Origin of the sequence: Salipiger sp. 1_MG-2023 (assembly GCF_030547555.1) — a bacterium.
Lineage (GTDB): Bacteria > Pseudomonadota > Alphaproteobacteria > Rhodobacterales > Rhodobacteraceae > Salipiger.
The window spans coordinates 41,463-67,688 of sequence record NZ_JAUOQN010000012.1; the positions used below are offsets into that span (position 1 = coordinate 41,463).

Genomic DNA, 26,226 nt, shown 5'->3' on the forward strand with positions numbered 1-26,226 from the left:
CTTCCCTTCTGAAAGCACAGCGCGGCGGCTCATTGCGCCCAGTGCACCACCGCATCGCCGAGAATGGCATTCACCGGCGCCTCGCTCGGCGGTTTCCCTCGCAGCGCTTTAAGCACTTCCAGCTTTGCGGCGCCATAGATCACGACATGCTTGGCCATCGCACCATCCAGCACATGCGCGCTTAGCGTGATGCGCGGCTCCGGCGCGCCGGGCGCGCGCATCGGCAACAGGATCGGGGCATCCGGGGCCAGCGCCTCGGCGAGCTTGTCGGCGCCGGGAAAGATCGAGGCGGTGTGCATGTCCTCGCCCATCCCCAGCAGCGCCACCGCCAGCGGCAGCGACGGGGCGATGGCTTCGGCCAGTTCCCCCAGCTTTTCCTCTGGCGTTTCGGCATCGGCATAAAGCGGCAGGTACCGCGCCGCCGCCGCGCGATCCGTCAACAACCGGCGCCGCAGCAGCGCGGTGTTGGACCGCTCCGAGCTTTCGGGCACCCAGCGTTCATCGGTGAGCAGCACGTCGACACGGCTCCAGTCGAGATCGGCGGCGCAGAGCGTGTCGAACACCGGGCCGGGCGAGGTGCCGCCCGGCACTGCCAGCGCCGCCCGCTCGCGATGCCCCAGCGCCGCGCGCAATTCCCCGGCAATCAGATTGGCAAGATCCATCGCCAGCATCTCGCGGTCGGGATAGGTGCGCAGTTCGTAGGTCATGACTTGATCGCCCGCCAGCGGCGGCCGTCCCTGTTGATGAGAAAGGCGGCATCGTCCGGCCCGACGCTGCCGGCGTCATAGGGCTTGGGATTGTCGCCGCGCCGTTCCCAGCCCTCGATCAGCGGATCGGTCCAGGCCCATGCCGCCTCGACCTCGTCGCCGCGCATGAACAGCGTCTGGTTGCCGCGGATCACATCCATGATCAGGCGCTCATAGGCATCGGTGACCTCTTCGGCCTCCGGCCCCAGCGCATCGGCAAAGCTCATGTCGAGCGGCACGTCCAGCAGGCGCATGCCCCCCGGCCCCGGCTCCTTGATGGTAACGCCCAGCGTCATGCCCTCGTCCGGTTGTAGCCGGATCGACAGCACATTGCGATGCCGACCCGAATCGATGCCAAAAATCGAATGCGGCGTTTCCTTGAACACCACGGCGATTTCCGACGCCCGCGCGTTCAGCCGCTTGCCGGTGCGCAGATAGAACGGCGTGTTGGCCCACCGCCAGTTGGAAATATACGCCTTGAGCGCGATATAGCTTTCGGTCTTCGAGGCGGGGTTCTCGGCATCTTCGCGATACGACGCCACCTCGCCATCCGAGGTATACTGCCCGCGCACGATCTGATCGGGATCGATCGGATCCAGCGCACGGATCACCTTGAGCTTTTCATCGCGCACGGCATCGGCGTCGAACTTGGCGGGCGGCTCCATCGCGATCAGGCACAAGAGCTGCATCAGGTGGTTTTGCACCATATCGCGCATCGCGCCCGAATGGTCATAGTAGGAACCACGCCCGCCCACGCCCACGGTTTCGGCCACGGTGATCTGGATATGATCGACGTATTGCGCGTTCCACAGCGGTTCGAACAGCATGTTGCCAAAGCGCACCGCCATCAGGTTCTGCACGGTTTCCTTGCCGAGGTAATGGTCGATCCGATAGATCTGATCCTCGGCGAAATGCTGCGCCAGCTCTTCGTTCAGCGCGCGGGCGCTTTCCAGATCGTGGCCGAACGGTTTTTCCACCACGATGCGGGTTTCGCGATGGGCCAGCCCGTGCGTGCGCAGCCGCTCGGCCAGCGGTCCGAACAGGCTTGGCCCGACCGAGAAATAGAAGGCCCGGACAATGCCTTCGTCATCCGGGCGCAGCAAACCCTTGAGTTGCTCCCAGCCGCGATCACCGGTGGCGTCCACCGCAACATAGAACAGGTGGTCAAGGAAATCCTGCACCGCCGCGGCATCTTCGGCCTTGCGACCGGCGAATTCCTGCAACGCAGCGCGGATTTCCTCGCGAAAGCCCTCCTCGTCCATCTCGGACCGTGCAGCCCCGATGATGCGGCTCTCGGGAGGGATCTGCCCGCTGCAATAGCGGCGGAACAATCCGGGAAGGATCTTGCGCCGGGCAAGATCGCCAGTGCCGCCGAAGATGACGAGATCAAAGGGGGCGACGGGAATGACGCGGGAAACCATGTCGGGCGTACTCCGATTCTGAACGTGTGGCCGGAACTCGGCGCTGTTAGCGTTAACGCCAGCCCGCGCCGAGGGCAAGTCCAGTCCCGAGTGTAGCATCTCGCTCCAATGCGGCAATCACCCGTCGCGAAAAAGCGCCAGCAGCGGCCCGCTCCGGCTTGTAGCTTGAATGCGGGCGCGGCCCGTGGCACCCCTTGGCGGTCAGAACAAAAGGGGCAAACATGGCCGAGCGCATCATCATCGACACAGATCCCGGCCAGGATGACGCCGTTGCAATCCTGCTGGCGCTCGGCTCCCCCGAACTCGAGGTGCTGGGCATCACCGCCGTCGCGGGCAACGTGCCGCTGGCGCTGACAGCGCTGAACGCGCGCAAGATCTGCGAGCTGGCCGGGCGGCCCGATATAAAGGTCTTTGCCGGCTGCGACCGCCCGCTGCGCCAGCCGCTGGTGACGGCAGAACACGTGCATGGCAAGACCGGGCTCGACGGACCGTCCCTGCCCGATCCGCAGATGCCGCTGCAACCGGGCCATGCGGTGGATTTCATCATCGACACGCTGCGCGCCGAACCGCCGGGCACGGTGACGCTGTGCCCGCTCGGCCCGCTCACCAACATCGCAACCGCCTTTGAAAAGGCCCCCGACATCGCGGCGCGGGTCAAGCAGATCGTCCTGATGGGCGGCGCCTATTTCGAAGTCGGCAACATCACCCCCGCCGCAGAATTCAACATCTACGTCGACCCCGAAGCCGCCGAGATCGTGTTCCGCGCCGGCGCGCCGCTGGTGGTGATCCCGCTCGATGTGACCCACAAGGCGCTGGTCACCAAGCCGCGCAACGATGCCTTCCGCGCCATCGGCACCCCGGTCGGCACCGCCGTGGCGGAGATGACCGATTTCTTCGAACGCTTCGACCGCGAGAAATACGGCTCCGACGGGGCCCCCCTGCACGATCCGTGCGTCACGGCATGGCTGCTGAATCCGGCGCTGTTCACCGGCCGCCGGATCAACGTGGAAATCGAGGTGCACTCCCCCCTGACCCGCGGCATGACCGTCGCCGACTGGTGGGGCGTGACCGACCGCGTGCCCAATGCGCTGTTCATCGGCGATCTCGACGCCGATGGCCTCTTCGCGCTGATCACCGAAAGGCTGGCCCGCCTGTGAAGTCGCTGCATCTCGCCGATCCCTCCGATCTGCAAAAGCTCGCCGCCATGGTGCTGTCCTTTCATGCCGAACGTGGCTACGGCTCCGATCAGGCCCATGTCGAGGGCGCGCTCGCGCCCATCCTCGACGGCATGCCGCACGGCGCCATCTGGCTGATCGGGCCGCGCAAGGCCCCGGTCGGCTACGTCATGGTCAGCTTTGGCTGGAGCCTCGAATACGGCGGCCTCGACGCCATCGTCGATGAAATCTACGTGCGCCCCGCCGTGCGCCGCCGCGGCATGGGCGGCGATGCGCTTCACCAGCTCTCGGTTGGCCTGCGAGAGGCGGGCGTCTGCGCCATGCACCTCGAAGTCGACCGCTCCGACGATCGCGCCCAGCAATTCTATCGCCGCAACCGCTTCAAGATGCGCGATGGCTACGCCCTGATGACGCGCGAACTCTGATCCGCCGCGCCCCCTCTTCATCTTGCCCCTAAACTCCGGGGGTGTGGGGGCTGGCCCCCACGGCTACCCTCGCCGCAAGCGCCCCTTTCAACCTCTTTCAGGCCGCCTATATCCAGATCATGACCCTGCATATTCCCTTCGACAACAGCTTCGCCCGCCTGCCCGCCAGCTTCCACAGCAAGCTGAAGCCGCAGCCCGTCAGCGCCCCAAAGCTGATCGCATGGAACGCGGCCCTCGCCGAAACGCTGAACATCACCGGCAGCGATGATCCCCGCCTCGCCCCGATCTTCGCCGGCAACGTGATCCCGGACGGCGCCGACCCGCTGGCACAGATCTACGCCGGCCACCAGTTCGGAGGTTTCTCGCCCCAGCTCGGCGACGGGCGCGCCCTTCTGCTGGGCGAAGTCATCGACCACGCCGGCATCCGGCGCGACATCCAGCTCAAGGGCTCCGGCCCAACCCCCTATTCCCGCCGCGGCGACGGGCGCGCCTGGCTCGGGCCAGTGCTGCGCGAATACGTCGTCTCCGAGGCGATGCACGCGCTAGGCGTGCCCACCACCCGCGCCCTTGCCGCCGTGCGCACCGGCGAGACCGTCCTGCGCGAACGCCCGCTGCCCGGCGCCATCCTCACCCGTGTCGCCGCCAGCCACATCCGGGTCGGACATTTCGAACTGTTCTCGTCGCGCGGCATGATTGCAGAGTTGCAACAGCTCTTCGACTATACCGTCGATCGTCATTACCTCGGCACCACCGATCCCACCGAGTTGCTGCAGCAGGTCTGCGACCGGCAGGCGGCGCTTGTGGCGCAATGGATGAGCCTCGGCTTCATCCACGGCGTGATGAACACCGACAATTGCACGCTGTCGGGGGAAACCATCGACTATGGCCCCTGCGCCTTCATGGATGTCTACGACCCGCATCAGGTGTTCAGCTCGATCGATCGCAATGGCCGCTACGCCTACGCCGCGCAGGCAGAAATCATCGTCTGGAACATGGCCCAACTCGCCACCGCGCTGATCCCGCTGATGCCCGATCAGGACGCCGCCGTCGAAAGCTTCACCAGGATCGTGCATGGCATGGCCGATACGATGCAACGTGAATGGCTCACCCGGTTTGCCGCCAAGCTTGGCATCAATGCCCCAACCCCAGAAGACGGTCGGCTGATCGGCAGCTTCCTGCGGCTCATGCACGACAATCAGGCGGATTTCACCAACGCCTTCCGCGCCCTGCTGACCGATAACGCCCGCGACCAGTTCGCCGACCCTTCGGCATTTGACGCTTGGGAAACCGGCTGGCGCAAGCGGATCGACACCGAGGCCGATCCCGAAGCCCTGATGCGCCGCAGCAACCCGGCCTTCATCCCGCGCAACCACCGCATCGAACAGATGATCTCGGCGGCGGTCAATGGCGACGAGCGCGCCTTTCATCACCTGAACACCGTGCTCTCGCACCCCTTTGACGATCAGCCCGAAGCCGAAGAGCTGAGCCGCCCGCCGCTTCCAGCCGAAATCGTCCCCGCGACCTTCTGCGGCACCTAACGGCGGTTGATCAGCACCCACCCCAGTACCACCAACAGCGCCGAGCGCAGCCCCGCTGCAAACACCGGAGAGATCCCGGCATTGGTCAGCTTGACCACCACCTGATTCACCGCCAGCAGCAAGGCAAAGCCGGTCAGCCCCGCCGCCGCGGCCAGATCCATTTGCCTGCGAACGTTCATGCCTCGCCGGACCACGCGGCGATCCGCTGGTCAAGCCTTGGCGCTATGCAGTGCGGCTCCTATCTGACATGCTGACACCATCGGATGGAGGACCGACATGAGCCTTATGAACACCCTTACCAAGCTGGCCCTCGGCTATGCCGCGGCGCGCGGCGTCGACAAGCTTTCCAAAGGTCAGGGCCTTGCCGGCCTGCTCGGCGGCGGCGCGCAGCTCAAGGGCTCCGAACCGGGCACGGCCGAGCAGGCGCAAGCGGCCAAGGCGCTGACCGGCCCCGCCGCCAATCCGATGCAGAACATTATGTCACAGATCCAGCAAGGCGGGCTTGGCGCTCTGTTCAAGGATCAGGGCGGGTTGATGGCGATGGCTGGCAGCGTCATGGGCGCCGCCGGCGTCAGTGGTATGATCGACAAGGCCAACGCCGCCGCCGCCCAACCACAGACCGAAGAGGCGGCACATCTGATGCTGCGCGCGATGATTCAGGCCGCCCGCGCCGACGGGCATATCGACGAGGCCGAACGCAAGCGCATCATCGACACCGTCGGCGAAGATGCCCCGCCCGAAGATCTTGCCACCCTGCGCGCGCTTCTCGACGCCCCAAGCGACCCCGAAGCCCTCGCCCGCGACACGCCAGAACCTCTACGCGCACAGGTCTACGGCGCGGCGCTGCTGACCATCACCGTCGACACCGACGAAGAGGCAGAATTCCTCGACCGGCTCGGCAAGGCGATGGAGCTGCCGGAAATCGCGATCAACCAGATCCACATGCAGATGGGCTTGCAGCCGCTCTACCACTAGGCCACGTTGCGCCGACCCTCGCCGCAGCGGAATTTCCCATGCCCCAGACCTCTTCCCGAGGCATCCTTCTTGCCGCCTTCGGTGCGCTTGCCCTGACCCCCGACGCGCTGCTGATGCGGCTGTCGGGAATGGACGGGCTTCAGATGCTGGGCTGGCGCGGCCTGTGCACCGGGCTGGTATTCTGGGCCGCATGGCTGCTGACAACGCAAGACCGGTCCAGCCTGCGCCGGCTCGCCAGCCCCGCCGGGCTGGTCCTCGTGTTGGCGCATTTCAGCAACGCGCTGCTGTTCCCGCTCGGCATCGCCCTTGCGCCGGTCGCCATCGTCCTGATCGCGGTCGCCTGCATGCCGGTTTCCGCCGCTCTGCTCTCGCGGCTCGTTCTGGGCGAGCCGACCAGCCGCGCCACATGGCGCACCATCGCAGCGGTGCTGACAGGCATTGCAATCGCTGTAACCGGCAGCGACGGCATGACCCTCAATGATGATGCGCTCATCGGGGCGGCTTGCGGCCTCGGTGTCGCGATGAGCCTCGCCACGACCTTCGTCACCCTGCGCCGCACCCCCGAGCTGCCACTGCTGCCGGGTCTCGGCACCGGCGCTCTGCTTGCCGGGCTCGCCGGTCTCTACGTCACCGGCCCCGCGCGGATGACCGACGGCAACGTCTCCGCCATCGTGCTGACCGGGCTGGTGATCCTGCCCGTCTCGTTCTTCGCGCTCTCCTCTGCCTCGCGCCACACTCAGGCCGCCAATGTCAGCCTGATGATGCTTCTGGAAACAGTGCTCGGCCCGATCTGGGTCTGGGCGTTTCTGGATGAAACCCCAACCGCCCGCACCCTAGCCGGGGCCGCCCTCGTGCTCAGCGCGCTTGCGATCTATCTCGCGAGGCCCCTGGTTTCTTCTGGCGTCAAATATCCCGGGGGGAGCCGAAGGCGGGGGGCAGCGCCCCCCTCTGCCCCCTGAGCAAGGCGCAAGACTCACTCCAGCGCGATGCTCACCCGCCGGTTCATCTTGCCCTTGTTTTCGATCTTGCCGATCCGAATGCGCCCGATCTCGCCAGTGCGCGCCACATGCGTGCCACCGCAGGGCTGAAGATCGACCTGATCGCGCCCCGACCCGATGCGCACCAGCCGAACCCGGCCCTGCCCACGCGGCGGCTGCACGGTCATCGTCTTGACCAGTCCCGGATTGGCGTCGAGCACCTCGTCATCAACCCAGTCACTGCTGACCACCAGATCCGCATCGACCATCTCGTTGAGCGCCCGCTGCAGCGCGTCCTTGTCGGTCGGTGGCTCGGGCATGGCGAAATCCAGCCGCCCGGTGCCCGCCGAAATCGAGCCGCCGGTCACCGGCAGTGGAATCACCACCGACAGCAGATGCAGCGCCGTATGCACCCGCATATGCCGATGCCGCCGATCCCAATCGAGATGCTGCTCGACCCGCAGCCCCACCGGCGGCAACGGCAGCGGCTCTGCCGGAACCAGCGCTACCGCACCATCCTCGGTCTTGAGCGCCGTGGCGATCTTGATCGAGCCGCCGCGCCAGTCGAGCCGCCCGCTGTCGCCCGGCTGCCCGCCGCCCTTGGCGTAGAAAATCACCCGGTCGAGCACGATGCCACCCTCGGGCGTATGCGCCACGATCTCGGCTGGCGCATCGCGCAGATAGGCATCGTCATTGTACAATAGCCGCGTCATCGTCCGCCATCTCCGTCTGCTGTGACAGCCTCGCCGCCATCGTCTCCATCGCGCCATGCCGGCATGGTGTCTTCATCCGGTCGCTGCGTCTCGGGCTCGGGTGTCCGGGCCTTCGGGGCTTGGTCTTCCGGGCGCAGCACCTCGGGATTGCGCAACCAGACATCGCGCTGCGCAAAGGGAATCTCGATCCCCTCCTCGGCGAAGCGCCGGGCAATCTCATGGCGGAACTCCGAGGCCACGATGACCTTGCGCCCGACATCCCGGATCACCGCCCGAATGACGAAATCCAGAGAGCTTTCACCGAACCCCTCAAGCGTGATGCCCGGCTCGGGGTTCAGCAGCACCATGTCATGCTGGCGTACGATGCTGCGCAGGATGTCTTCGACCCTGCGGGTGTCGGTGCCATAGGCGACGCCGACATTCACCACCACGCGTCCGATCACGTTGCCCTTGGTGAAGTTCACCACCCGTCCGGACACGAAATCCGAATTCGGCACGATCAGGTCGGTGCGGTCAAAGGTCTCGATCCGGGTCGAGCGCACCGAGATCGACTTCACGATGCCCTGCGTGCCGCCAACCTCGATCCAGTCCCCTTCGGAGATCGGGCGCTCGATCAGCAGGATGATGCCTGAGACAAAATTCGACACGATGTTCTGCAAGCCAAAACCGATGCCGACCGACAGCGCCCCAGCAACGATGGCAAGCGATGACAGATCCAGCCCCGCCGCAGTGATCGCCACCAGCGCCGCCACAAAGATCCCGACATATCCCAGCCCCGAGACGATCGCCGTCTGCCCGCCGGGATCGATCTTGGTCTTGGGCAGGATGGTGCTGCGCAGCCCGCCCTGAACCAGCCGCGTCAGCGCATAGCCGATGGCAAACACCAACACGAAGCTCAGGAAATCTCCCGGCGAAATCCGCGTCTCGCCAAAGACGAAGCCTTCGCGGAACCGCGTCCACAGTTCGGTCAGATCGGTGATGCGCGCGCCCCAGACCAGAGCCAGCAGCGGCAGCGCGCACAGACTCAGAACAAGCCCCGCCAGCACCGGCAGAAGGCTGTCGGCGCCCTGCGCGCTCTTGCCGGTGATCAATTCGTACAGATCGTTGATGAAGCGTTGCAAGACCAGCACGGCGGCAAGGATCGCCAGCGTCTGAATCGCCGGATACACCAGCGCCTTGCCGACCGCATCATAGCCGATCGCGGACATCACCGGGCCGATCAGCGCAATGGCAATGACGATCCGTCCCAGCACCCGCGCAAGCATCAGCCGGAAATGCGACTCATCCTGCATCGCCTCCTCGCCGACCCGGTCCGGGGTCATCCGGGACAGGATCTGGCCAAGCCGCGACAGCATGAGCGCGCAGAGCACCAACACCGGAAATTCAAGGATCACCTGCGTCGTGGGCGCCAGCCCGAACACCTCTCCGAGCTTTTCATGGGCGGATCGCAACACCAGAAGAACCGCGAGAATGTTGGCGTAATAACGCCCCTCGCGCCGTTGGGCCGGGCGCAGAGGCAGCGTCGCGACGTCCTCGGAATGATGAAAGGTCTGCTCAGCCAGCCAGCGCACCGTCAGCAGCGTGATGCCCCAGACCGGCAGAAGCTCGAGAATGCGTTGCCCGTTCATCCCGACGAAGCCCGTCGCACCAAGCGCGACGGTCAGCGCGATCAACCCCGCTCCCGGCAGGATGATCCCGGCGAGCGATGCCAGAAAGCCCCAGACGCCGGTGCCGCGCGCGGTGCGCTGGCGCAGCCACTCGACCAGCCGCCGGACCCAGACCGGGCCCCGGATCACCAGAAGCGCCGCCAATGCCAGCAGCAACGCGATGATCGGCAAACTGTTTCTTGCCTCGCGCTGCTTGACGTCCGAGGCGAAATTCACCCGTGTCTCGGCCCAGAGCGAGGCCATCGCGGCATTGAATTCGTGCAGCGCCCCGCCCCAGAGCGCCGGGTTCAATGGCGATGGCCCGAGTTCCAGATATTGCTGGGCCTGTCGGTTGCGCACGATCTGGTCGATCTCGCCGATCAACCCGTCGGCTTGGGTATAGGCCTCTTGCGCCCTGCGCACCGGGACCTGCAAACGCTCCAGTTCGGCCGCCAGAGAAGCGCGGCGTTCAGCGATGTCTGCCGCTTCGCTTTCGCCTTCAGCTGGTGCAGGACCCAGCGCGGCAATCTGGGATTGCAACGTCTGGATCCGCGCCGCATTGGTGCTTTCGGCCTGAAGGAAGGTGTCGCGCCAGCCTGCGACATCGCTGCGCAACGCCCCGAAGGCTTCGCTCGAGGCTTGCGCCCGTTCGATCACCTGCTCGGCGCGGTTGGCCAGCGCATTCCAGCTGTCGTAATCCAGCGTTGTGGTCTGCGCCCGCAACGCCGCGCCCGCCAGAATGGTAAGCGCGACACAAGCGGCAACCAGCCAGCGGAAAGCGACGGACATCAGTCTTCGAAGACGCCGGGGATTGAGGCGGGTGCCCGGTCAAGCCAAGGCGGAACCGGCAAGCCCTTGCCCTTGAGGAACTCGGGGTTGAACAGCTTGGACTGATAGCGGTTGCCGAAATCGCACAGGATGGTGACGATGGTGTGGCCCGGCCCCATTTCCTGCGCCATGCGGATCGCCCCGGCGACGTTGACGCCGGACGAGCCGCCAAGGCAAAGCCCCTCGTGCGAGAGCAGATCGTAGACGATGGGCAGCGCCTCGGCATCGGGGATGCGATAGTTGAAATCCGGCGTGAAGCCTTCGAGATTTGCGGTGATCCGCCCTTGCCCGATGCCCTCGGTGATCGAATCGCCGGGGTTGTCATGGCCGGTGTAGATCTTGTACAGCCCGGCGCCTTCGGGATCGGCCAGCCCGACCTTCACGCCCTTGGGTTGCAGAGCCATGCCGACGCCCGCCAGCGTGCCGCCCGAGCCCACCGCGCAGATAAAGCCATCGACCTTGCCGCCGGTCTGCTCCCAGATCTCGGGGCCGGTGGTTTCGATATGGGCCTGTCGGTTGGCGATGTTGTCGAACTGGTTGGCCCAGATCGCGCCATGCGCTTCGGTTTTCGCCAGCTCTTCGGCGAGGCGACCGGAATAGCGCACATAATTGTTGGGGTTGGCATAGGGCGCGGCGGGCACCTGCACCAGCTCGGCCCCGGCAAGGCGCAGCATGTCCTTCTTTTCCTGGCTCTGCGTTTCGGGGATGACGATGACCGTCTTGAATCCCATCGACGCGCCAACCAGCGCCAGCCCGATGCCGGTGTTGCCCGCGGTGCCCTCGACAATGGTGCCGCCGGGTTCCAGCAGGCCTTTTTCCATCGCATCGCGAATGATGAACAGCGCAGCCCGGTCCTTGACCGACTGGCCGGGATTGGCGAACTCGGCCTTGCCGAGGATGGTGCAGCCGGTCATCTCGCTGGCCTTGCGCAGCTTGATGAGCGGTGTGTTCCCGATGGCCTCGGCCAGATCCTGTGCAACCCGCATGGGTTCCCCTTCCTCTTCGCTTCGAAGCACAGGTTTAGGCGGCGCGCAGGGCAAACTCAAGCGCCGCTTGGGGCAAACCCGCGCGACGCGCCGCTCACGATTGCGCGCGGATCGCGTCGCGGTGGCGGGCCAGCCACAGCAGCATGCCCGCCAGAGGCACCACGTTGATCTCGCCGCTGTCGACCAGCGCCATGGCATGATCGAAGCTGATCACGTGGTTGCGGATATCCTCATGTTCCTCGTCAAGCCCGGACAGGCCGTTATCGGCTGCGGACAGCGAACAGATGCCAAGAAAGCAGTGATAGAATTCGGTGGTGTAACCGGGCGAGGCATAGCCGCCCATGATCGGGCGCAGCTCGCGGATGTCTAGCCCGGCCTCTTCGCGCGCCTCGCGCAGGGCGCAGGTTTCGGGTGTCTCGCCCGCATCGACCAGCCCGGCGGGCGGCTCGAGCACCGACGGGAACGGATCGCCGCGCATATAAGTGCCATAGCGCAGCTGCTCGACAAGCAGCACCCGGTCCGTCTCCGGATCATAAGGCAACACCAGCGCCGCGTCATAGGTGACAAAGCTTTCGCGGCCGAAGGTTTCCGACATGGCACCGTCAAAGCGCTGGTGGCGCAGATCGAACGCCCGCATCCTGAAAAAGCCTTCGAATCCGGGCCGCTCGCGCACCAGTTCGACGGTATCGCGCCCGCGCCCCGAGCGCAGCGTGTGAGGCGCGCTGTTCTGCGCAAGGATCTGCGCCCATGCACGGGCGGCGATGAAGCTGCGCAGCGCTGCGGTCTCGTCGCGCGGAGCCTTGCCAAAGCGCGCCATGACCTCGCGCGCGGTGGCGCAGGCCAGCTTGCCCCACTCGGCGGTCCAGCCCTCTAGCGAAAAGGGCGCGGCCTCCGGCGCCGGCTCCGTCACCGCGACCAGCGCGCGCAGCGTGCCCTTGCCAAGGCGCACGTCCAGTTCGCGAAAGCCATCCGCCGTTCCGGCAAGCCAGTAATCGAGCCGCGCCAGCTCCTCTTCGGGAACATCCGGGATCAGCAGCCCCTCGGCCTTTGCCCTCGCTTCGGGGCGCAGCACGGTTTCTGCCGGGGCGCCAGAATCGCAACCTACGGCGAAGCCATCCAGCGTCGCGGGCAGGCACACCGGATCGCGCCCTAGCACGATCGACAACAGCGGAGAGTGGCACAGGGTGCCGAAAACGAACAGATCGGGCAAGACTGGATCCTTCTTGGTGCCGTGCGGGCCCCGGTCTCAGCGCCAGTGGCGCGAGGCGATCTCGGGCAGGAAGCCGGTCACCACCGCCCCGATCACCATCAACATGATGAACCCGGTATTGAGCAGCAGCGCGCCATATTCAACCGCGATTTCAAAGATCGCGGCAAAGGCATCCAGCGCGCCACTATAGCGATGCTTCATCGCCAGATCGACCATTTCGACGGTGGAATGCAGCAGCAGCACCCAGATCAGCGCCGCCACAACGCCGGTAAACCCATGCGAGATGGCAGCGGCGGTGCCCCGCCCGGCCCGCGGCCCGACGATGATCCAGCCGCACAGAAACCCGATGAGGGTGTTGATATACGGGAACATGCCGAAATGCTCGCGCTCGGGCATCAGGCCCATCACGTAATCCGACCCCAGCCATGCCAGCCCCGACAGACACAGGGCAGCGATCATGCGAGCGGCAGTGAACATGTGAAATGGCTTTCGAAAAACGCGCGATGTGGTAGCGTAAACGTCTGAGAAAAAACCCGCAACCACATGCAATTCCCGCAGGAATGATCCGCGCACCTTGTGTCCTGCGGGCGACAGCCGCCTAGAAGTCGCGGTTCTCGTAGGCGTCGAGCGCCGCCTTGCGGCCATCCTCGGCCGTGACCACCGGAGGGGGGTAGTCGTCTTGCGCGCGCATCGCCCAGCGTTCGGGAATCGCGTCGAAATAGCTTTGCGCCGTGGCGGGCGGGTTGCGCTGGCCCTCGGCGATCCAGCGGTTGACGTAGGCGCAATCGGGGTCGAATTTCTCGCGCTGGGTGATCGGGTTGAACACCCGGAAATACGGCGCGGCGTCGGGGCCACAGCCAGCGGTCCATTGCCAGCCAAGCGCGTTCGAAGCCGGATCCCAGTCGGTGAGGCAGTCATCGAACCACGCCTGCCCGATCCTCCAGTGGCACATCAGATGCTTGGTGAGGTAGCTGGCAACGATCATCCGGGCGCGGTTGTGCATGCGCCCGGTGACATACATCTCGCGCATCGCCGCATCGACAAAGGGAATACCGGTGCGCGCGCGTTTCCACGCGATGACCTCGACGCGACGCTCGTCCTCGTTCCAGGGGAAGGCCCGCCAGTCCTCGCGCCAGTTGCTGTCGAGGATATGCGGCGTGTGCCACAGCAGGTGCCAGGCAAAATCGCGCCAGACCAGCTCCTTGACCCATGTTTCAGCGCCATCCTTGCCGGCCTGCATGGCGCGCTGCCCGGCGTGCCAGCATTGCGCCGGGCTGATTTCGCCCAGCGACAGGTTTTCCGACAGCATCGAACAACCATCGATCGCCACCATATTGCGTCCGGTCTTGTAATCGGCAATGGCATCGCGCGCGAAACTGGCCAGCCGTTGCTGCGCTGCGGCCTCGCCGACCTGCTGATAGGGCGCGCAGATCGCCGCCCCCCGCCGCATCTCCGCGCCAAGCTGCCAATCCTCCAGCGTGTCGCTGCCCGGCCATGTCTCGGGAGATTTGAGCGAGGACGGCGCCGTAAGGGGCTGCGCCACCTCGCGGCCCTGCACCGCGCGCCAATAGGGCGAATAGACCTTGTAATAGCCGCCCTGCTTGGTCTCGACCGTCCACGGTTCGAACAACAGATGACCCAGAAAGCTTTCAACCTTCAGGCCGCGGTCCTTCAGCGCCCCCTTTACGGCAGTGTCACGCTCAACCGAGGCCGGATCATAGGCGCGCTGCCACAGCACGGTGTCGGCGCCGGTCTCATCCACCAGCGCCTCGAGCACCTCGCGCGCCGGGCCAGCGCGCAGGATCAGGCGGCTGCCCTTGTCCTTCAGCGCCTGCGCATAGGCATCAAGGCCGAGGCCCAGCCGCCATTTCGGCGCGGCGCCCAGTGCATCGACCGTATGATCGCGGATGAACACCGGGATCACCGGGCGCCCGGTGCCTGCCGCCTGCGTTAGCGCAGCGTGATCGGTCAGCCGCAGATCGCGGCGGATCCAGACGAGGATGGGGGCTTGGGACATGACGCTCTCCTTGGGCTGTGCTGCCAGATAGCGCGCGCCCTGCCCCGTCAAGCTCAGAGCACGGCGTCCAGCGCCTTGAGCAGCTTTTCCACCTCGTCCGGCGCGGTGTAATGCACAAAGGACAGCCGCAGCACGCCCTTGTCCAGATCGACGCCCATCCCCGACAGCGGGCGCACCGCGTAGAAATCGCCGCCCCCCGCCATGATGCCATGCTGCGCCAACCCGCGCGCGACCTCTTCGGCGGGGCGTTGCAGCGCCACGGCGATGGTGGGCGCACGGTTTTCCGCCTGCGCCGGCCCAAGCAGCCGCACCGAATTCTTTGCATCGAGGTAATCGAGCAGCGGCTGCATCAGCGCCACCTCGTGGGCGTGCATCAGCCCGGCGACCTCGCGCGGGGACACGCCCTGATGCGCGGCCAGCCCTTCGATGTAATCGACCATTCCCGCGCAGGCAGCGATTTGCGCGTGATCCGGCCCGGCGGGGGTGAATTTCTTGTAAAGCGTGTCGCCGTTGAAGCTGTGCCCCTGATTGGGCAGCAATTCTGCCAGCGCCCGGCGGATCGCCATGATGCCCTGATGCGGGCCGTAGGTCTTGTAGGCGGAAAACAGGTAGATGTCGCAGCCCAGCACATCCAGATCGGGCAGCCCGTGCGGCGCATAGCTGACCCCGTCAACGCAAACCCAGGCCCCGGCAGCATGGGCCAGCGCGGTGATCTCGGCCACCGGGTTGATCTCGCCCACCACGTTGGAGCAATGTGGAAAGCACACGAGGCGCACGCTTTCATCCAGCAGGTTTTCCAGCGCGGCCGGGTCGAGATGCCCGGTCTGCGGGTCGATCTTCCATTCGCGCACCTCGATGCCGTGATCGGCAAGGCGGCGCCACGGGCCGGAATTGGCCTCGTGGTCCTGATTGGTGACGATGATCGCCTCGCCGGGCTGCATTGCCTGCCGCACCGCCTGCGCCAGAACATAGGTATTCTGCGTGGTCGAAGGGCCAAAGCTCAGCTCATCGGGGGCGATGTTCATCAGCGCCGACAGGCGGGTGCGCGCCTCGTCCATCTCGGCGCCACCCGCTTCCGAGGCCGGGTATGGCGCATAGGGCTGCACCTTGCGCTGCTGGTAAAACCGCGTCAGCCGGTCGATCACCGGCTGGCAGGCATAAGAGCCACCCGCGTTCTCGAAGAACGCCCAGCCTTGCAGCGAAGGTTCGGAAAAGGCGGGGAATTGCCCGCGCACATAGGTCAGGTCCAGCATGGTGCCTCCGCTCGATTTGCGCCGTACAAGAGCGGTGATCGGCAGGGGCGTCAAGCGCCGCCACATAGAAAAACGCGCGGGCCAGATAGCCCGCGCGTCGGTGTTTCGCAAAATGCCGAACCGCTTACAGCCGGCGTTCCGCCTGCAGGCCGCGCCAGATGGCGTAGCACATCATCAGCAGCACCACGGTGAACGGCAATCCGGTCGAGATCACCATCGCCTGTAGCGCCCCAAGGCCACCGCCGATCAGCAGCACGATGGCAACGGCGCCCTCGAAGATGCACCAGAATACCCGCTGCGGCACCGGCGCGTCGACCTTGCCGCCAGCGGTGATCGTATCGATCACCAGCGAGCCGGAATCCGACGAGGTGACGAAGAACACGATCACCAGCACGATGGCGATCACCGAGGTGATCGACGACAGCGGCAGCCCTTCGAGCATCGCGAACAGCGAGATCGGCGGGTTGTAGCTATCGATGACCTGCGCCTTGACCAAGCTGTTTGCCGGGTCGGCCAGCACCTGCTCGATGGCAGCGCCGCCAAAGGTCGCCATCCACAGAATGCAGACCAGCGAGGGGATCAGCAGCACGCAGGTGACGAATTCACGCACCGTGCGCCCGCGCGACACCCGCGCGATGAACATGCCGACGAAGGGCGACCAGCTGATCCACCACGCCCAGTAGAAGGTGGTCCAGCCGTGCATGTAGCCGGTGTCGTCGCGGCCGAACGGATTCGACAATGGAACAATGTCCTGAACATAGCCCAAAAGCCCCTCGAGGAACTCGCGGAAGATCACCCCGGCGCCCGCAGCGAACAACACGAAGATCAGCAGCAAGGCGGCGATGCCCATGTTGATCTCGGACAGCACCTTGACGCCGCCATCAAGCCCGCGCAGCACCGAGACCAGCGCAACGGCGGTGATGCCGGTGATCAGGATCACCTGAACCGTGGTGTTGACCGGAATGCCGAAGACATGTTCAAGCCCCGCATTGGCCTGCTGCGCGCCAAAGCCCAGCGACGTGGCCAGACCGAAGAGCGTGGCAAACACCGCGATGATGTCGATGACATGCCCGACCCAGCCCCAGACGCGCTCGCCGAAGATCGGGTAAAAGGCCGAGCGGATAGTCAGCGGCAGACCCTTGTTGTAGGAAAACAGCGCCAGCGCCAGCGCCACCACGGCGTAGATCGCCCAAGGGTGCAAGCCCCAGTGATAGATCGTCGCCGCAAGGCCCATCTTGCGCGCCGCATCGACGTTCTCCGGGATCAGCGTGCCATCTTCGGCAAAGGGCGAAGGCACCCCAAGCGGGGACGAGATCGCCATGTGATAGACCGGCTCCAGCACACCAAAGAACATCAGGCCGATGCCCATACCGGCGGCAAACAGCATCGCGAACCAGCCAAGATAGGTGTAATCCGGCTGCGCATCGGCGCCGCCCAGCCGCACCTTGCCCACCGGCAACACGATCAGCGCAAGGCAGAACAGCACAAAGATGTTCGCCGCGCCCATGAAGAACCAGTCGAAGGTCGAGGTCAGGGCCGGCCGCAGCCAGCCGAAAAAGGCGTTTGCCTGCTCGGGCAGCGCCAATGCGTAAAACACGAAGGCGATGACCGCCACCGCCGAAATCGCAAAGACCGGATTGTGGATATCCAGTCCGATCGGCCCGATCTGGGCCTCGTAATTGTCCTGACCGATCTCGTAATCCGTATCGATCAGGCCGGACGGGCCATCCGGTTCCGGTATGCCCTGTCCCCCAGAAGTGTCAGCCATTGCGGCGTCCCCTTTTTTGCTTGTTGTTTTGGTTTCATCGGGCGTCATGCAGCGCCCGGTCTGCCGCCGTTCCAAGACCGGCGGATGTTGTCTTCAGCGCACCACCATGACCGTGACTTTGGCATGGCTGGCGATGCTGCCGCCATTTGACGGCCAGATGTAATCCGACACGTTGGGCACATGGCTGGCCATGACCACCAGATCCGCGTCAGTGTCAGCGACAGCCTTCAGCAAGGTCGGATCCAGATCGATCGTGGGATCGTGGCTGATCACGGCATGAGATTCCGCCGTGATCCCCTGCGCCGCGCCTTGGCTTTCGGCAAACTCTGCCAGCTTTGCAGCGAATTCTTCGGGATTATGCGCCAGCGCGCTTGGCGTGGCACTGCTCACGGCGACATAGACAACCGTCGCGCCGTGCAGTTTGGCCATGTCGGCTGCGCATGTCAGGGCCTTGTCCAGGCGATCCACATGCGACAGGTCGACCGGCACCATGATGCGTTTGAACACTGTCCACTCCCTGTTTGTTTGCGACGCCCTCATCCGGGAAGGGTCTGCTCCCGCGACGTGTCGGGTTGTCGTCTGGGCTGGCGCTTTACCTGTGGCAAAGCTCGAGAGAGGCAAGCCTAACCCGAAATGGGGGGTGACTTCAAACCGGCCGGACAGAACTGACTGGAAGACGACGGGAAATGCTGCGGTTCAGCGGCGCATCCGCGACTGGTCTGACGCAACACCGGGGGTTGGGTTCGCGAGCAGGCCGGCCTCGCACTGGCCTTGCGCCATCGCGCGATGCGCTCCCGGCACCGCGCTGCGCGTGCAGCAGGCGGCAACCCCGGTAACGCAGCAGGCGCGCACGGGATACGCGCCTGCTCATGGGCCGCTGGTCGGCAGGAAAGCCACCAGCCCGGTTTATTCCGGCATCCAGTCAGGCGTTGACGTCGACGACAACGCGCCCCTTGATCTGCCCCTTGAGAATCTGCGCCCCGAGGTCTGGAAGATCCCCAAGCCCGGCAGGATGCACCATCGCCTCGAGCTTCTCCATCGGCAGATCCAAGGCAATCCGCGTCCAGGCCCGCTGCCGGTTCTCGAATGGCTGCATGACGCTGTCGATGCCCAGAAGGTTCACCCCGCGCAGCAGGAACGGCACCACGCTCGCGGGCAGTTGTGCGCCGCCCGCAAGCCCCACCGCCGACACCGAGCCGCCATACATCATCTGCCCCAGCACCCGTGCCAGCATCGCGCCGCCCACCGCATCAACACAGCCCGCCCATGTTTCGCTTTCCAGCGGGCGCTTGACCGTCTCGGCCAGATCGGCGCGCGGCACGATCTGCGTAGCGCCAAGCCCGCGCAAATAGTCTTCCTGCTCGGGACGTCCGGTCACAGCGGCGACCTCGTAGCCAAGCGCCGCCAGCAGCGCCGTCGCCACCGAGCCCACGCCGCCCGCCGCTCCGGTCACCAGCACCGGGCCCTTGCCGGGCACCAGCCCATGATCCTCTAGCGCCATCACCGCCAGCATCGCGGTGAACCCCGCCGTGCCCACCGCCATCGCGGCGCGGGTGCCCAGCCCCTCGGGCAGCGGCACCAGCCAGTCCGCCTTGACCCGCGCCTTTTGCGCATAGCCGCCCCAGCGCACCTCGCCAACGCGCCAGCCGGTCAGCACCACCTTGTCGCCCGGCTTGAAGCGCGCATCCGACGACGACTCGACCGTGCCGGCAAAGTCGACGCCCGGCACATGCGGATAGGTGCGCACCAGACCGCCGCCCGGCCCAAGGCATAGCCCATCCTTGTAATTCAGCGTCGAATATTCGACCGCGACGGTCACGTCGCCTTCGGGCAGATCATCCAGCCCGATCTCGCGCAGACTGGCCGAGGTCTCTCCGTCCTCGGTCTTCTCCACCATAAGCGCCTTGAACATGGTCATCTCGCAACCCTCCCTTTCATGGTTCCAACGTTCAGCAATCAGCCCGGCTTCAAAGCCAGGGCCCGTCTTCGGGCATGAAGACCAGATCGGTGACCCAGCCTTTGCCCCCCGCCGCTGTCAGCATCGCGTGGACCTGCCCGCGATGATGCGCCTGATGGTTGAACATATGCAGCACGCATTGCGCCATCGGCCGGACCTGCTCGCGCCCCGTCGCCCCCGAATACCAGCGCAAATCGCCGCGCAGCGACACCGATCGCAGCCCTTCGACCCAAAGCACCAGCCGCGCATCGGTCCGGAAGCGCTCGGCGCTCCACGCCGACAGGGTGGGCATCATCTGCGTGCTCTCAGGGATGCCACCCTCGGGCTTTGGCCAGCCCGCAAAGCGGCTCATCCAGAGTTGATCGGCCCAAAGCATATGGTTCACCGTGGCAAGGATCGAACCGAAATGCGCGCCCCGGTCGACATGCAGGGCCGCAACGGGCAGCGCCTCGAGCGCCGTCTTCATTTCGCGGTTCTGCCAGCCGTTGTAGCGGGCCAGCATCGTCACGTCTTCCAGATTTGGCATCTGGCCACCTCCGCTTTGGGCACCAAGCAAGCTTGGCGCTGGACAACCAATTGTCCGACAATTAAACAGGCCCTCATGCCGCCTGCAACCCCAAGCAAACCAGACCGCTCCAGTACGATCGCCTCTGCCCTTCGAAATGCCATTGTCGAGGGCAGGCTGGTGGTCGGCGACCGCCTGCCGTCCGAGGCCGAACTGGCCGAACAATTCGCTGTCTCGCGCTCGACGGTGCGCGAGGCGCTCAAGCGGCTTGCGGCGCAATCGCTGATCCGCACCCAGCGCGGCGCCACCGGCGGGGCGTTTGTAAACCACCTATCCTATGACGCCGCCCACGCCCAGCAGATCACCACCGGGGTGCTGCTGCTGTCGATGAACACCATTGGCTTTGATGTCGCCTGCGAAGCGCGCTTTGCGATGGAGCGCGCCTGCGCCCCGCTGGCTTGCGCACGGCGCAGCGAGGACCACCTGCAAGCGATGCAGGCCGAGATCGCCCGCCAATCCGACCCGGCGCTCAGCGACGAGGCGTTCTGTGCCTCGGACGTGGCGTTTCACCGGGCGCTGGTGGATGCGGCCGGCAATCCGGTGCTGTCATGGCAACTGGCGGGCGCCATCGAGGCGATGCAGCCCTTGATGAACATGATCACGTTTACCGCGCGTGACCGGGCACGCATCGTTGCCCTGCACAGCCGCATCGCAGCGGCCGTGCGGTCGATGGAGGCCGCCGCCTGTGACGCCGCTCTGCGCGATCTTGAAACCTACACCGTCGAGGTCCACGCGGCAGTGATGGCGCGCCGCGCCTTGATGGCCCGTGCCACCTGACAAACCCGGACCATCACCGCCCCGCCGCCTGAGCGGATCTTCGGCGCGCCAACCACCGCCACCCCTTACGCAGTATTGGGTATTCACAGCGGTGTGATCCGCCGGTAGCGTATCACACCGGCGGCAAAAACCCGCCAGTCGCGCCCTTGGGAGGGGGAGCGTCATCCAGGGGATCAGAGGGAGGAGACCCATGAAAAACCTTTTTGCAGCCGCCGCAGCGGCGTCTTTTGTCGTGGCCGGATCGGCTGGCGCGCAAGAAACCTTTGAAATGACCAGCGGTTATGCCGAGAACCTGCCGATCCTCGGCACGGCCTCCGTCACCTTCGTAGAAAAGATCAACTCGATCTCGACCGAGGTCGAATTCGAGCATTTCAACCCCGGCGAGCTGGTACCCGCGCTTGAAATGCTCGACGCCACCTCGAACGGATCGGTCGATGCGGCCTATTCGACCTCCGGCTACTGGCAGGGCAAGATGCCTGCCGCGGGCCTGTTCGCCGCCGTGCCCTTTGGGCCGGAGCCGGGCGAGATGCTGGCGTGGATGCTTTATGACGACGGTCTGAAATATTTCCAGCAGATGTACGACGACAACGGCTACAACGTGAAGGTGCTGCTCTGTGGCATGTACGCGCCGGAGACCTCGGGTTGGTTCAAGAAAGAGATCAACTCGATGGACGATCTCAAGGGCCTCAACATGCGTTTCTTCGGCCTTGGCGCCGAGGTGATGGCCAAGCTTGGCGTGTCGACCTCGCTGCTGGCAGGGGGCGATATCTTCCCGGCGCTGGAACGCGGCGCGATTGATGCGACTGAATTTTCCATGCCACTGGTCGATGCCAACCTCGGCTTCTACAACATCGCGAAATACAACTACTTCCCCGGCTGGCACCAGCCCTCGACCATGTTCGAGCTGTTGATCAACAAGGACAAGTGGGAAGACCTCGACGAGATCGCGCAGAACCAGATAGAAGTCGCCTGTATGGCCAACCTCGCCGACAATTTCGCCGAGGGCGAGGCCAAGAACTTCCCCGCGATGAAGTCCAACGTCGAAGAGCACGGCGTGCAGATCAAGCAATGGAACGAGGAACAGCTTCAGGCCTTTGAAACCGCATGGCTCGAAGTCGCCGGCGAGCTGGCGGCCGAGGATGCGTTCTTCGCCGAGGTCTGGGACGATCTTCAGGAATTCCGCGAGGGCTACAAGCTCTGGGGCAACAACATCTACCTGCCGCGCCCCTATACCTCGGTCGCTGACAAGTAATTCCTACCCGAACAATCGATCAAACCGGGGCAGCGACGTTGCCCCGGTCTTCAGTCTGCGCAGGGGGAGGCGCACACGATGAGCGAGCAGACAGAGGTGGTGGCCGCGATCAGCGACCCCGGAGAAATCGGACGCGCCGAGCATAACCGGGGCGATCGTTTCGTGATCACCGTCGGCAACGCGGCGGCGCTGCTGTTTCCCATCCTGATGACGGTGATCTGCGCCCAGGTGATCCTGCGGCAGGCCGGGCACAATCAGGCGTGGATGGACGATCTGCAATGGTGGCTTTACGGCGCGGCGGTGCTGATGGGCATCGCCTATGCGGTGGTGACCAACAGCCATGTGCGGGTCGATATCCTTTATGACAATTTCGAAAAGAAAAAGCGCATCCGCATCGATATTTTCGGGCTGGTCTGGCTGTTCCTGCCGTTCATCCTCCTGTGCTGGGACGTGACGCTGGATTACGCGCTGACCTCGATCCGCGCCCGCGAGGGCTCTGACAGCCCCAACGGTCTGCACAATCTGTGGCTGCTCAAGAGCTTCATGAATATCGCGTTCATCTTCATCGCTATCGCGGTGTGGTCGGTCTATGTGCGGCTGCTCGGGCAGCTGACCCGCCCGGCGCTGTGGAAACAGCTGTTCTGGGCGTTTCCATCGGTGGCCTATGCGGTCAATCTTGCGCTGTATTACGCCCTTTTCGGCGTGCTTTATGCCACGCGCGATCCCGAGATGAGCGCCCGTGACGTCGGCCGCCTGCCCGCCTTTGGTGAGATCGAATTCGGCCCGCACGAGATGCGATACACCGTGCTAGCCGCATTGCTGCTGACGGCGCTGCTGATCGTGCTGGCCCGCGCGCTTGCGAAAAAGGACGCCTGACATGGACTGGCTGACCATCAACGAAATCGCCGTCGCGGCGATGTTCGTCACCTTCATCTGGATGCTGTTCCGGGGCATTCCCGTGGCGTTTGCGCTGGTCGGGGTGTCGCTGGTGTTTGTGCTGATCGCCGAGATCTTCCTTGACCCCTATCGCAGCGTGTTTCGCGGCATCATCGAATTCGACCGCACCGGCATTGATTATCGCAAGCTGCAGGCGCTATCGGGGCGGATCTTTGGCAACACCATCAAGAACCCGGTGCTCGTGGCGCTGCCGATGTTCATCTACATGGGGCTGATGCTCGACCAGTCCGGCGTGGCGCAGCGGATGATGCACGCGATGCAAAAGCTGTTTGGCGGGCTGCGCGGCGGGCTATCGCTGACGGTGCTGCTGATCGGCATCATCCTTGCCGCCTCGACCGGGGTGATCGGCGCATCGGTAACGCTGCTCGGGGTGATGGCGCTGCCCGCGATGATGGCGCAGAATTATTCCAAGCCCATCGCCACCGGCACCATCGCCAGCGCCGGCACGCTTGGCATTCTGATCCCGCCGTCGATCATGCTGGTGATCATGTCGGACCAGCTGGCGATCAGCTTGGGCGATCTGTTCATGGGGGCGCTGTTTCCGGGGCTGATCCTTGGGGCGCTTTATATCCTGTTCATTGTGATCTACGGCCTCGTCTCGCCCGACTCCATGCCTGCGCCCGCCGCCGCGCAGCGCGCCGGGGCCGCCGAGCTGAAGGAGGTGGCTGTGGCGGTAGTGCCGCCAATGTTCCTGATCCTGTTGGTGCTGGGCTCGATCTTTGTCGGCCTTGCCACGCCGACCGAAGCCTCGGGCCTTGGCGCAATGGGCGCAACCCTTCTGGCGCTGGCCAATCGCAAGCTGAACTGGAAGGTGTTCCGCGAGGTGGCGCGCTCGACCCTCAACACATCGGGCTATATCGTCGGCATCTTCCTTGCCGCGAATTTCTTTGCCTATGTGCTGCGCCGCTATGGCGGTGACGAGATCGTGCAGGAGCTGGTGCTCTCGGCCTTCGACAGCCCCTACATGACCGTGGGGTTCATCCTGTTCATCGTGTTCTGCCTTGGCTTCCTGCTGGACTGGATCGAGATCACCATCATCATCATGCCGCTGATGCTGCCGATCATTCAGGGGCTGGAACTGGCGGTGCCCGGCTTTGATCAGGTGCGCGATCCGCAGGTGGTGTGGTTCGCTATCCTTGTGGCGGTGACCTTGCAGACCTCGTTCCTGACGCCGCCTGTGGGCTTTGCGCTGTTCTACCTCAAGGGGGTGTGCCCGCCGGGGGTGTCGCTGGCGCATATCTACCGGGGCATCATCCCCTTCGTGATGCTTCAGCTTCTGGGCCTGTTCATCGTCTTCGAGTTCCCGGCGCTGACCACGTGGCTGCCGTCGGTGGCCTACGGCAACTGACGCACCAAGGGGGGGGGCCGCGCGGCCCCCCATTACATCTGGCGAAACACCTGCGGCAGCATTTCGGGCAGATCCTCGGCGATCAGGCCGGGACCAAAGGCGCGGGCGGCCTCGACATGCAGCCACGCCCCGGCGCAGGCGGCGCGAAATGGCGGCAGGCCGCGCGCCATCAGCCCGGTGATCATCCCCGCCAGCACATCGCCAGACCCTGCCGTCGCCAGCCACGGCGCGGCGCGCTCGCGCACCGCCGCGCTCACCGAGACCCGCCCGTCCGGCCCTGCGATCACCGTATCGGGCCCCTTGAGCAGCAGCGTGCAGCCCGCCCGCCGCGCCGCCTCGCGCGCGGCATCGACGCGGCCAAAGGCAGGCCCGGTGTCGGGCGTCGCCGCCAGCCTATCGCCAAGATCGGGAAACAGCCGCGCGAATTCGCCGCCATGCGGGGTCAGCACCACATCGTCATGCAGCAGATCGAACAGTTCTTCGGGATCGCCCGCAAAGGCGCTGAGCGCATCGGCGTCCAGCACCGTGGTCCGCGCCGCATCAAGCGCCACCGGCACGAGGGTTCGCGCACGCTCTGCCCCCAGCCCCGGCCCGAGACACAGCGCGTTCAGACGGGGGTCCTGCAACAGCGCCTCCAGCGCCGCGTCATCGTCGACCCGGCGCAGCATCAGCGCGGAAATCTGCGCCGCGATCTCGCTCTGCGCTGCGCCGGGTGCGGCCAGCGTCACCAGTCCCGCGCCGATGCGCAGCGCCGCCCGCGCCGCCAGCCGCGCCGCGCCAGTGCGGCCAAAGCCGCCCGTCACCACCAGCGCGTGACCATAGCCGTATTTATGCCCGGACAGCTTGAGCAAGCCCGCAGGGGCGCTCACCTGTTCCACCCGCTCGGCGCGGGGCGGACGTTTGCGGCGCTCTTCCAGACCGATGGGGCAAATCACCACCTCGCCGCAATGATCCGGGCCGTCGGCCAGCACATGGCCCAGCTTCATCGCGTGAAAGGTGACGGTCAGGTCGGCCTTCGCTGCCGCCGCCTCGATCCGACCGGGCAGACCGATATAGCCCTCATCATGCAGCGCCCGTCCGCTGTCGCTGCAAATGCCACTCGGCAGGTCGATGGCCACGATCAGCGGCGTCCAGTCGGGGCGCGCGTCAGGGGGCATCGAGGCGCCCTGCCCGCGCATTTCCGCAAGGTCCAGTAGCACCGACTCCAGCCCCCGGATCGGGCGGCGCAGCCCGGTGCCGAACAGCGCATCGACCACCAGCGCCGCGCCGCACCGCGACGGCTCGAACCCGGCCTCCAGCGGGCGCACATCGCCAAGCGCACGCCAACGCTCGTACATTGCCCGCGCATCGGGCGGCAGGCGGGCCGCCTCGCCATAGAGATACAGCTCGATCTGCCAGCCCAGATCCGCCAGCAACCGCGCCACCACGAATCCGTCTCCGCCATTGTTTCCCGGCCCGCACAGCACCACGGCGCGATGCCCCGGCACCGCCAGTTCGGGCCAGCGCGCCAGAACCGCCCGCACCACGCCCGCCCCCGCACGCTCCATCAGGTCCAGCCCCGACACCTCCCCCGAGGTCATCGCGGCGGTCTCGATTGCCCGCATCCGGGCCGCCGTCAGCAGGTCTGCCATGAAGCCTCCAAAAGTGTTTTCATTTTGCCCACCTTTTAATCTGGTTGCACATAATTGATGC

The 26,226-nt window shown here is 65.3% G+C and carries 24 protein-coding genes; 9 read left to right on the top strand and 15 right to left on the bottom strand.

Going from position 1 to position 26,226, the window contains the following annotated elements:
- Positions 1 to 29: 29 nt before the first annotated feature.
- Both pgl and zwf read right to left on the bottom strand, forming a co-directional pair.
- Positions 30 to 707, bottom strand: coding sequence for a 6-phosphogluconolactonase (gene pgl / locus Q4543_RS08130; RefSeq protein ID WP_303437336.1), 678 nt, complete (start codon positions 705 to 707; stop codon positions 30 to 32).
- Positions 704 to 2,167 carry a glucose-6-phosphate dehydrogenase gene (zwf, locus tag Q4543_RS08135; protein ID WP_216004645.1) on the bottom strand — a complete coding sequence of 488 codons (1,464 nt, stop codon included), beginning with the start codon at positions 2,165 to 2,167 and terminating at the stop codon, positions 704 to 706. Before zwf ends, pgl begins: the two co-directional genes overlap by 4 nt.
- Before the next feature lie 221 nt (positions 2,168 to 2,388).
- On the opposite strand from zwf, the gene Q4543_RS08140 reads away from it, so the two are divergent.
- From Q4543_RS08140 to Q4543_RS08150, 3 genes are all read left to right on the top strand, one after another.
- Positions 2,389 to 3,324 (top strand): nucleoside hydrolase, encoded by a 936-nt coding sequence (locus Q4543_RS08140; RefSeq protein ID WP_303437338.1) that lies wholly within the window; start codon positions 2,389 to 2,391, stop codon positions 3,322 to 3,324.
- Entirely contained in the window at positions 3,321 to 3,767 is a 447-nt protein-coding gene (locus tag Q4543_RS08145) for an N-acetyltransferase (protein WP_303437340.1), read from the top strand. The genes Q4543_RS08140 and Q4543_RS08145 overlap by 4 nt, the downstream gene beginning before the upstream one ends.
- Positions 3,768 to 3,886: 119 nt before the next feature.
- A complete protein-coding gene (locus Q4543_RS08150; protein WP_303437342.1) occupies positions 3,887 to 5,305 on the top strand; it encodes a YdiU family protein in 1,419 nt (472 codons plus the stop codon).
- Here Q4543_RS08150 and Q4543_RS08155 read toward each other — a convergent pair.
- Positions 5,302 to 5,484 carry a hypothetical protein gene (locus Q4543_RS08155; RefSeq protein WP_303437343.1) on the bottom strand — a complete coding sequence of 61 codons (183 nt, stop codon included), beginning with the start codon at positions 5,482 to 5,484 and terminating at the stop codon, positions 5,302 to 5,304. The two genes, Q4543_RS08150 and Q4543_RS08155, sit on opposite strands and share 4 nt — an antisense overlap.
- Positions 5,485 to 5,581: 97 nt before the next feature.
- Here Q4543_RS08155 and Q4543_RS08160 point away from each other — a divergent pair, with 97 nt between their 5' ends.
- On the top strand, positions 5,582 to 6,280 hold the full coding sequence (locus tag Q4543_RS08160; protein WP_303437344.1) for a DUF533 domain-containing protein: 699 nt from the start codon (positions 5,582 to 5,584) through the stop codon (positions 6,278 to 6,280).
- 38 nt (positions 6,281 to 6,318) lie between these two features.
- Positions 6,319 to 7,239: a DMT family transporter gene (locus Q4543_RS08165; RefSeq protein WP_303437345.1), complete on the top strand. Its 921-nt coding sequence runs from the start codon at positions 6,319 to 6,321 to the stop codon at positions 7,237 to 7,239.
- Positions 7,240 to 7,253: 14 nt separating this feature from the next.
- Here Q4543_RS08165 and Q4543_RS08170 read toward each other — a convergent pair whose 3' ends face one another.
- The 11 genes from Q4543_RS08170 to Q4543_RS08220 all read right to left on the bottom strand — a co-directional run bounded on the left by Q4543_RS08170 (position 7,254) and on the right by Q4543_RS08220 (position 20,161).
- On the bottom strand, positions 7,254 to 7,970 hold the full coding sequence (locus tag Q4543_RS08170) for an alanyl-tRNA editing protein (protein WP_303437347.1): 717 nt from the start codon (positions 7,968 to 7,970) through the stop codon (positions 7,254 to 7,256).
- Complete coding sequence (locus tag Q4543_RS08175) at positions 7,967 to 10,405, bottom strand: DUF3772 domain-containing protein (RefSeq protein WP_303437348.1); 2,439 nt, start codon at positions 10,403 to 10,405, stop codon at positions 7,967 to 7,969. The genes Q4543_RS08170 and Q4543_RS08175 overlap by 4 nt, the downstream gene beginning before the upstream one ends.
- Complete coding sequence (locus Q4543_RS08180) at positions 10,405 to 11,430, bottom strand: cysteine synthase A (RefSeq protein WP_216004637.1); 1,026 nt, start codon at positions 11,428 to 11,430, stop codon at positions 10,405 to 10,407. The genes Q4543_RS08175 and Q4543_RS08180 overlap by 1 nt, the downstream gene beginning before the upstream one ends.
- A 94-nt stretch (positions 11,431 to 11,524) precedes the next feature.
- Positions 11,525 to 12,640: an NUDIX domain-containing protein gene (locus Q4543_RS08185; RefSeq protein ID WP_303437349.1), complete on the bottom strand. Its 1,116-nt coding sequence runs from the start codon at positions 12,638 to 12,640 to the stop codon at positions 11,525 to 11,527.
- 36 nt (positions 12,641 to 12,676) lie between these two features.
- A complete protein-coding gene (locus Q4543_RS08190) occupies positions 12,677 to 13,117 on the bottom strand; it encodes a TrgA family protein (RefSeq protein ID WP_303437350.1) in 441 nt (146 codons plus the stop codon).
- A 121-nt stretch (positions 13,118 to 13,238) separates the two neighbouring features.
- Complete coding sequence (locus Q4543_RS08195) at positions 13,239 to 14,657, bottom strand: deoxyribodipyrimidine photo-lyase (RefSeq protein ID WP_303437352.1); 1,419 nt, start codon at positions 14,655 to 14,657, stop codon at positions 13,239 to 13,241.
- A gap of 53 nt (positions 14,658 to 14,710) precedes the next feature.
- On the bottom strand, positions 14,711 to 15,910 hold the full coding sequence (locus Q4543_RS08200) for an aminotransferase class V-fold PLP-dependent enzyme (protein ID WP_303437353.1): 1,200 nt from the start codon (positions 15,908 to 15,910) through the stop codon (positions 14,711 to 14,713).
- 124 nt (positions 15,911 to 16,034) lie between these two features.
- Positions 16,035 to 17,678, bottom strand: coding sequence for a BCCT family transporter (locus Q4543_RS08205; RefSeq protein ID WP_303437355.1), 1,644 nt, complete (start codon positions 17,676 to 17,678; stop codon positions 16,035 to 16,037).
- A gap of 93 nt (positions 17,679 to 17,771) precedes the next feature.
- On the bottom strand, positions 17,772 to 18,185 hold the full coding sequence (locus tag Q4543_RS08210; RefSeq protein ID WP_303437357.1) for a universal stress protein: 414 nt from the start codon (positions 18,183 to 18,185) through the stop codon (positions 17,772 to 17,774).
- 415 nt (positions 18,186 to 18,600) lie between these two features.
- Positions 18,601 to 19,590, bottom strand: a complete 990-nt coding sequence (gene acuI, locus Q4543_RS08215) for an acryloyl-CoA reductase (protein ID WP_303437400.1) — start codon at positions 19,588 to 19,590, stop codon at positions 18,601 to 18,603.
- Between the two features lie 55 nt (positions 19,591 to 19,645).
- On the bottom strand, positions 19,646 to 20,161 hold the full coding sequence (locus Q4543_RS08220; protein WP_303437358.1) for a DinB family protein: 516 nt from the start codon (positions 20,159 to 20,161) through the stop codon (positions 19,646 to 19,648).
- Positions 20,162 to 20,236: 75 nt separating this feature from the next.
- Between Q4543_RS08220 and Q4543_RS08225 the strand changes: the two genes are divergently transcribed.
- The 4 genes from Q4543_RS08225 to Q4543_RS08240 all read left to right on the top strand — a co-directional run bounded on the left by Q4543_RS08225 (position 20,237) and on the right by Q4543_RS08240 (position 24,534).
- Entirely contained in the window at positions 20,237 to 20,977 is a 741-nt protein-coding gene (locus Q4543_RS08225) for a FadR/GntR family transcriptional regulator (protein ID WP_303437359.1), read from the top strand.
- Positions 20,978 to 21,167: 190 nt separating this feature from the next.
- On the top strand, positions 21,168 to 22,229 hold the full coding sequence (locus Q4543_RS08230) for a TRAP transporter substrate-binding protein (protein WP_303437360.1): 1,062 nt from the start codon (positions 21,168 to 21,170) through the stop codon (positions 22,227 to 22,229).
- A 78-nt stretch (positions 22,230 to 22,307) separates the two neighbouring features.
- On the top strand, positions 22,308 to 23,105 hold the full coding sequence (locus Q4543_RS08235) for a TRAP transporter small permease subunit (protein WP_303437361.1): 798 nt from the start codon (positions 22,308 to 22,310) through the stop codon (positions 23,103 to 23,105).
- Between the two features lies 1 nt (position 23,106).
- Positions 23,107 to 24,534: a TRAP transporter large permease subunit gene (locus tag Q4543_RS08240; RefSeq protein WP_303437362.1), complete on the top strand. Its 1,428-nt coding sequence runs from the start codon at positions 23,107 to 23,109 to the stop codon at positions 24,532 to 24,534.
- Positions 24,535 to 24,566: 32 nt separating this feature from the next.
- Here Q4543_RS08240 and Q4543_RS08245 read toward each other — a convergent pair whose 3' ends face one another.
- Positions 24,567 to 26,165 (bottom strand): NAD(P)H-hydrate dehydratase, encoded by a 1,599-nt coding sequence (locus Q4543_RS08245; protein WP_303437364.1) that lies wholly within the window; start codon positions 26,163 to 26,165, stop codon positions 24,567 to 24,569.
- Positions 26,166 to 26,226 lie beyond the last annotated feature (61 nt).

Bases quoted from the DNA above. Each gene is read 5' to 3' on its own strand.
- pgl (WP_303437336.1), bottom strand. From the start codon at position 707: ATGACCTACGAACTGCGCACCTATCCCGACCGCGAGATGCTGGCGATG.
- zwf (WP_216004645.1), bottom strand. From the start codon at position 2,167: ATGGTTTCCCGCGTCATTCCCGTCGCCCCCTTTGATCTCGTCATCTTC.
- Q4543_RS08140 (WP_303437338.1), top strand. From the start codon at position 2,389: ATGGCCGAGCGCATCATCATCGACACAGATCCCGGCCAGGATGACGCC.
- Q4543_RS08150 (WP_303437342.1), top strand. From the start codon at position 3,887: ATGACCCTGCATATTCCCTTCGACAACAGCTTCGCCCGCCTGCCCGCC.
- Q4543_RS08155 (WP_303437343.1), bottom strand. From the start codon at position 5,484: ATGAACGTTCGCAGGCAAATGGATCTGGCCGCGGCGGCGGGGCTGACC.
- Q4543_RS08160 (WP_303437344.1), top strand. From the start codon at position 5,582: ATGAGCCTTATGAACACCCTTACCAAGCTGGCCCTCGGCTATGCCGCG.
- Q4543_RS08165 (WP_303437345.1), top strand. From the start codon at position 6,319: ATGCCCCAGACCTCTTCCCGAGGCATCCTTCTTGCCGCCTTCGGTGCG.
- Q4543_RS08170 (WP_303437347.1), bottom strand. From the start codon at position 7,970: ATGACGCGGCTATTGTACAATGACGATGCCTATCTGCGCGATGCGCCA.
- Q4543_RS08175 (WP_303437348.1), bottom strand. From the start codon at position 10,405: ATGTCCGTCGCTTTCCGCTGGCTGGTTGCCGCTTGTGTCGCGCTTACC.
- Q4543_RS08180 (WP_216004637.1), bottom strand. From the start codon at position 11,430: ATGCGGGTTGCACAGGATCTGGCCGAGGCCATCGGGAACACACCGCTC.
- Q4543_RS08190 (WP_303437350.1), bottom strand. From the start codon at position 13,117: ATGTTCACTGCCGCTCGCATGATCGCTGCCCTGTGTCTGTCGGGGCTG.
- Q4543_RS08195 (WP_303437352.1), bottom strand. From the start codon at position 14,657: ATGTCCCAAGCCCCCATCCTCGTCTGGATCCGCCGCGATCTGCGGCTG.
- Q4543_RS08200 (WP_303437353.1), bottom strand. From the start codon at position 15,910: ATGCTGGACCTGACCTATGTGCGCGGGCAATTCCCCGCCTTTTCCGAA.
- Q4543_RS08205 (WP_303437355.1), bottom strand. From the start codon at position 17,678: ATGGCTGACACTTCTGGGGGACAGGGCATACCGGAACCGGATGGCCCG.
- acuI (WP_303437400.1), bottom strand. From the start codon at position 19,590: ATGTTCAAGGCGCTTATGGTGGAGAAGACCGAGGACGGAGAGACCTCG.
- Q4543_RS08220 (WP_303437358.1), bottom strand. From the start codon at position 20,161: ATGCCAAATCTGGAAGACGTGACGATGCTGGCCCGCTACAACGGCTGG.
- Q4543_RS08225 (WP_303437359.1), top strand. From the start codon at position 20,237: ATGCCGCCTGCAACCCCAAGCAAACCAGACCGCTCCAGTACGATCGCC.
- Q4543_RS08230 (WP_303437360.1), top strand. From the start codon at position 21,168: ATGAAAAACCTTTTTGCAGCCGCCGCAGCGGCGTCTTTTGTCGTGGCC.
- Q4543_RS08235 (WP_303437361.1), top strand. From the start codon at position 22,308: ATGAGCGAGCAGACAGAGGTGGTGGCCGCGATCAGCGACCCCGGAGAA.
- Q4543_RS08240 (WP_303437362.1), top strand. From the start codon at position 23,107: ATGGACTGGCTGACCATCAACGAAATCGCCGTCGCGGCGATGTTCGTC.
- Q4543_RS08245 (WP_303437364.1), bottom strand. From the start codon at position 26,165: ATGGCAGACCTGCTGACGGCGGCCCGGATGCGGGCAATCGAGACCGCC.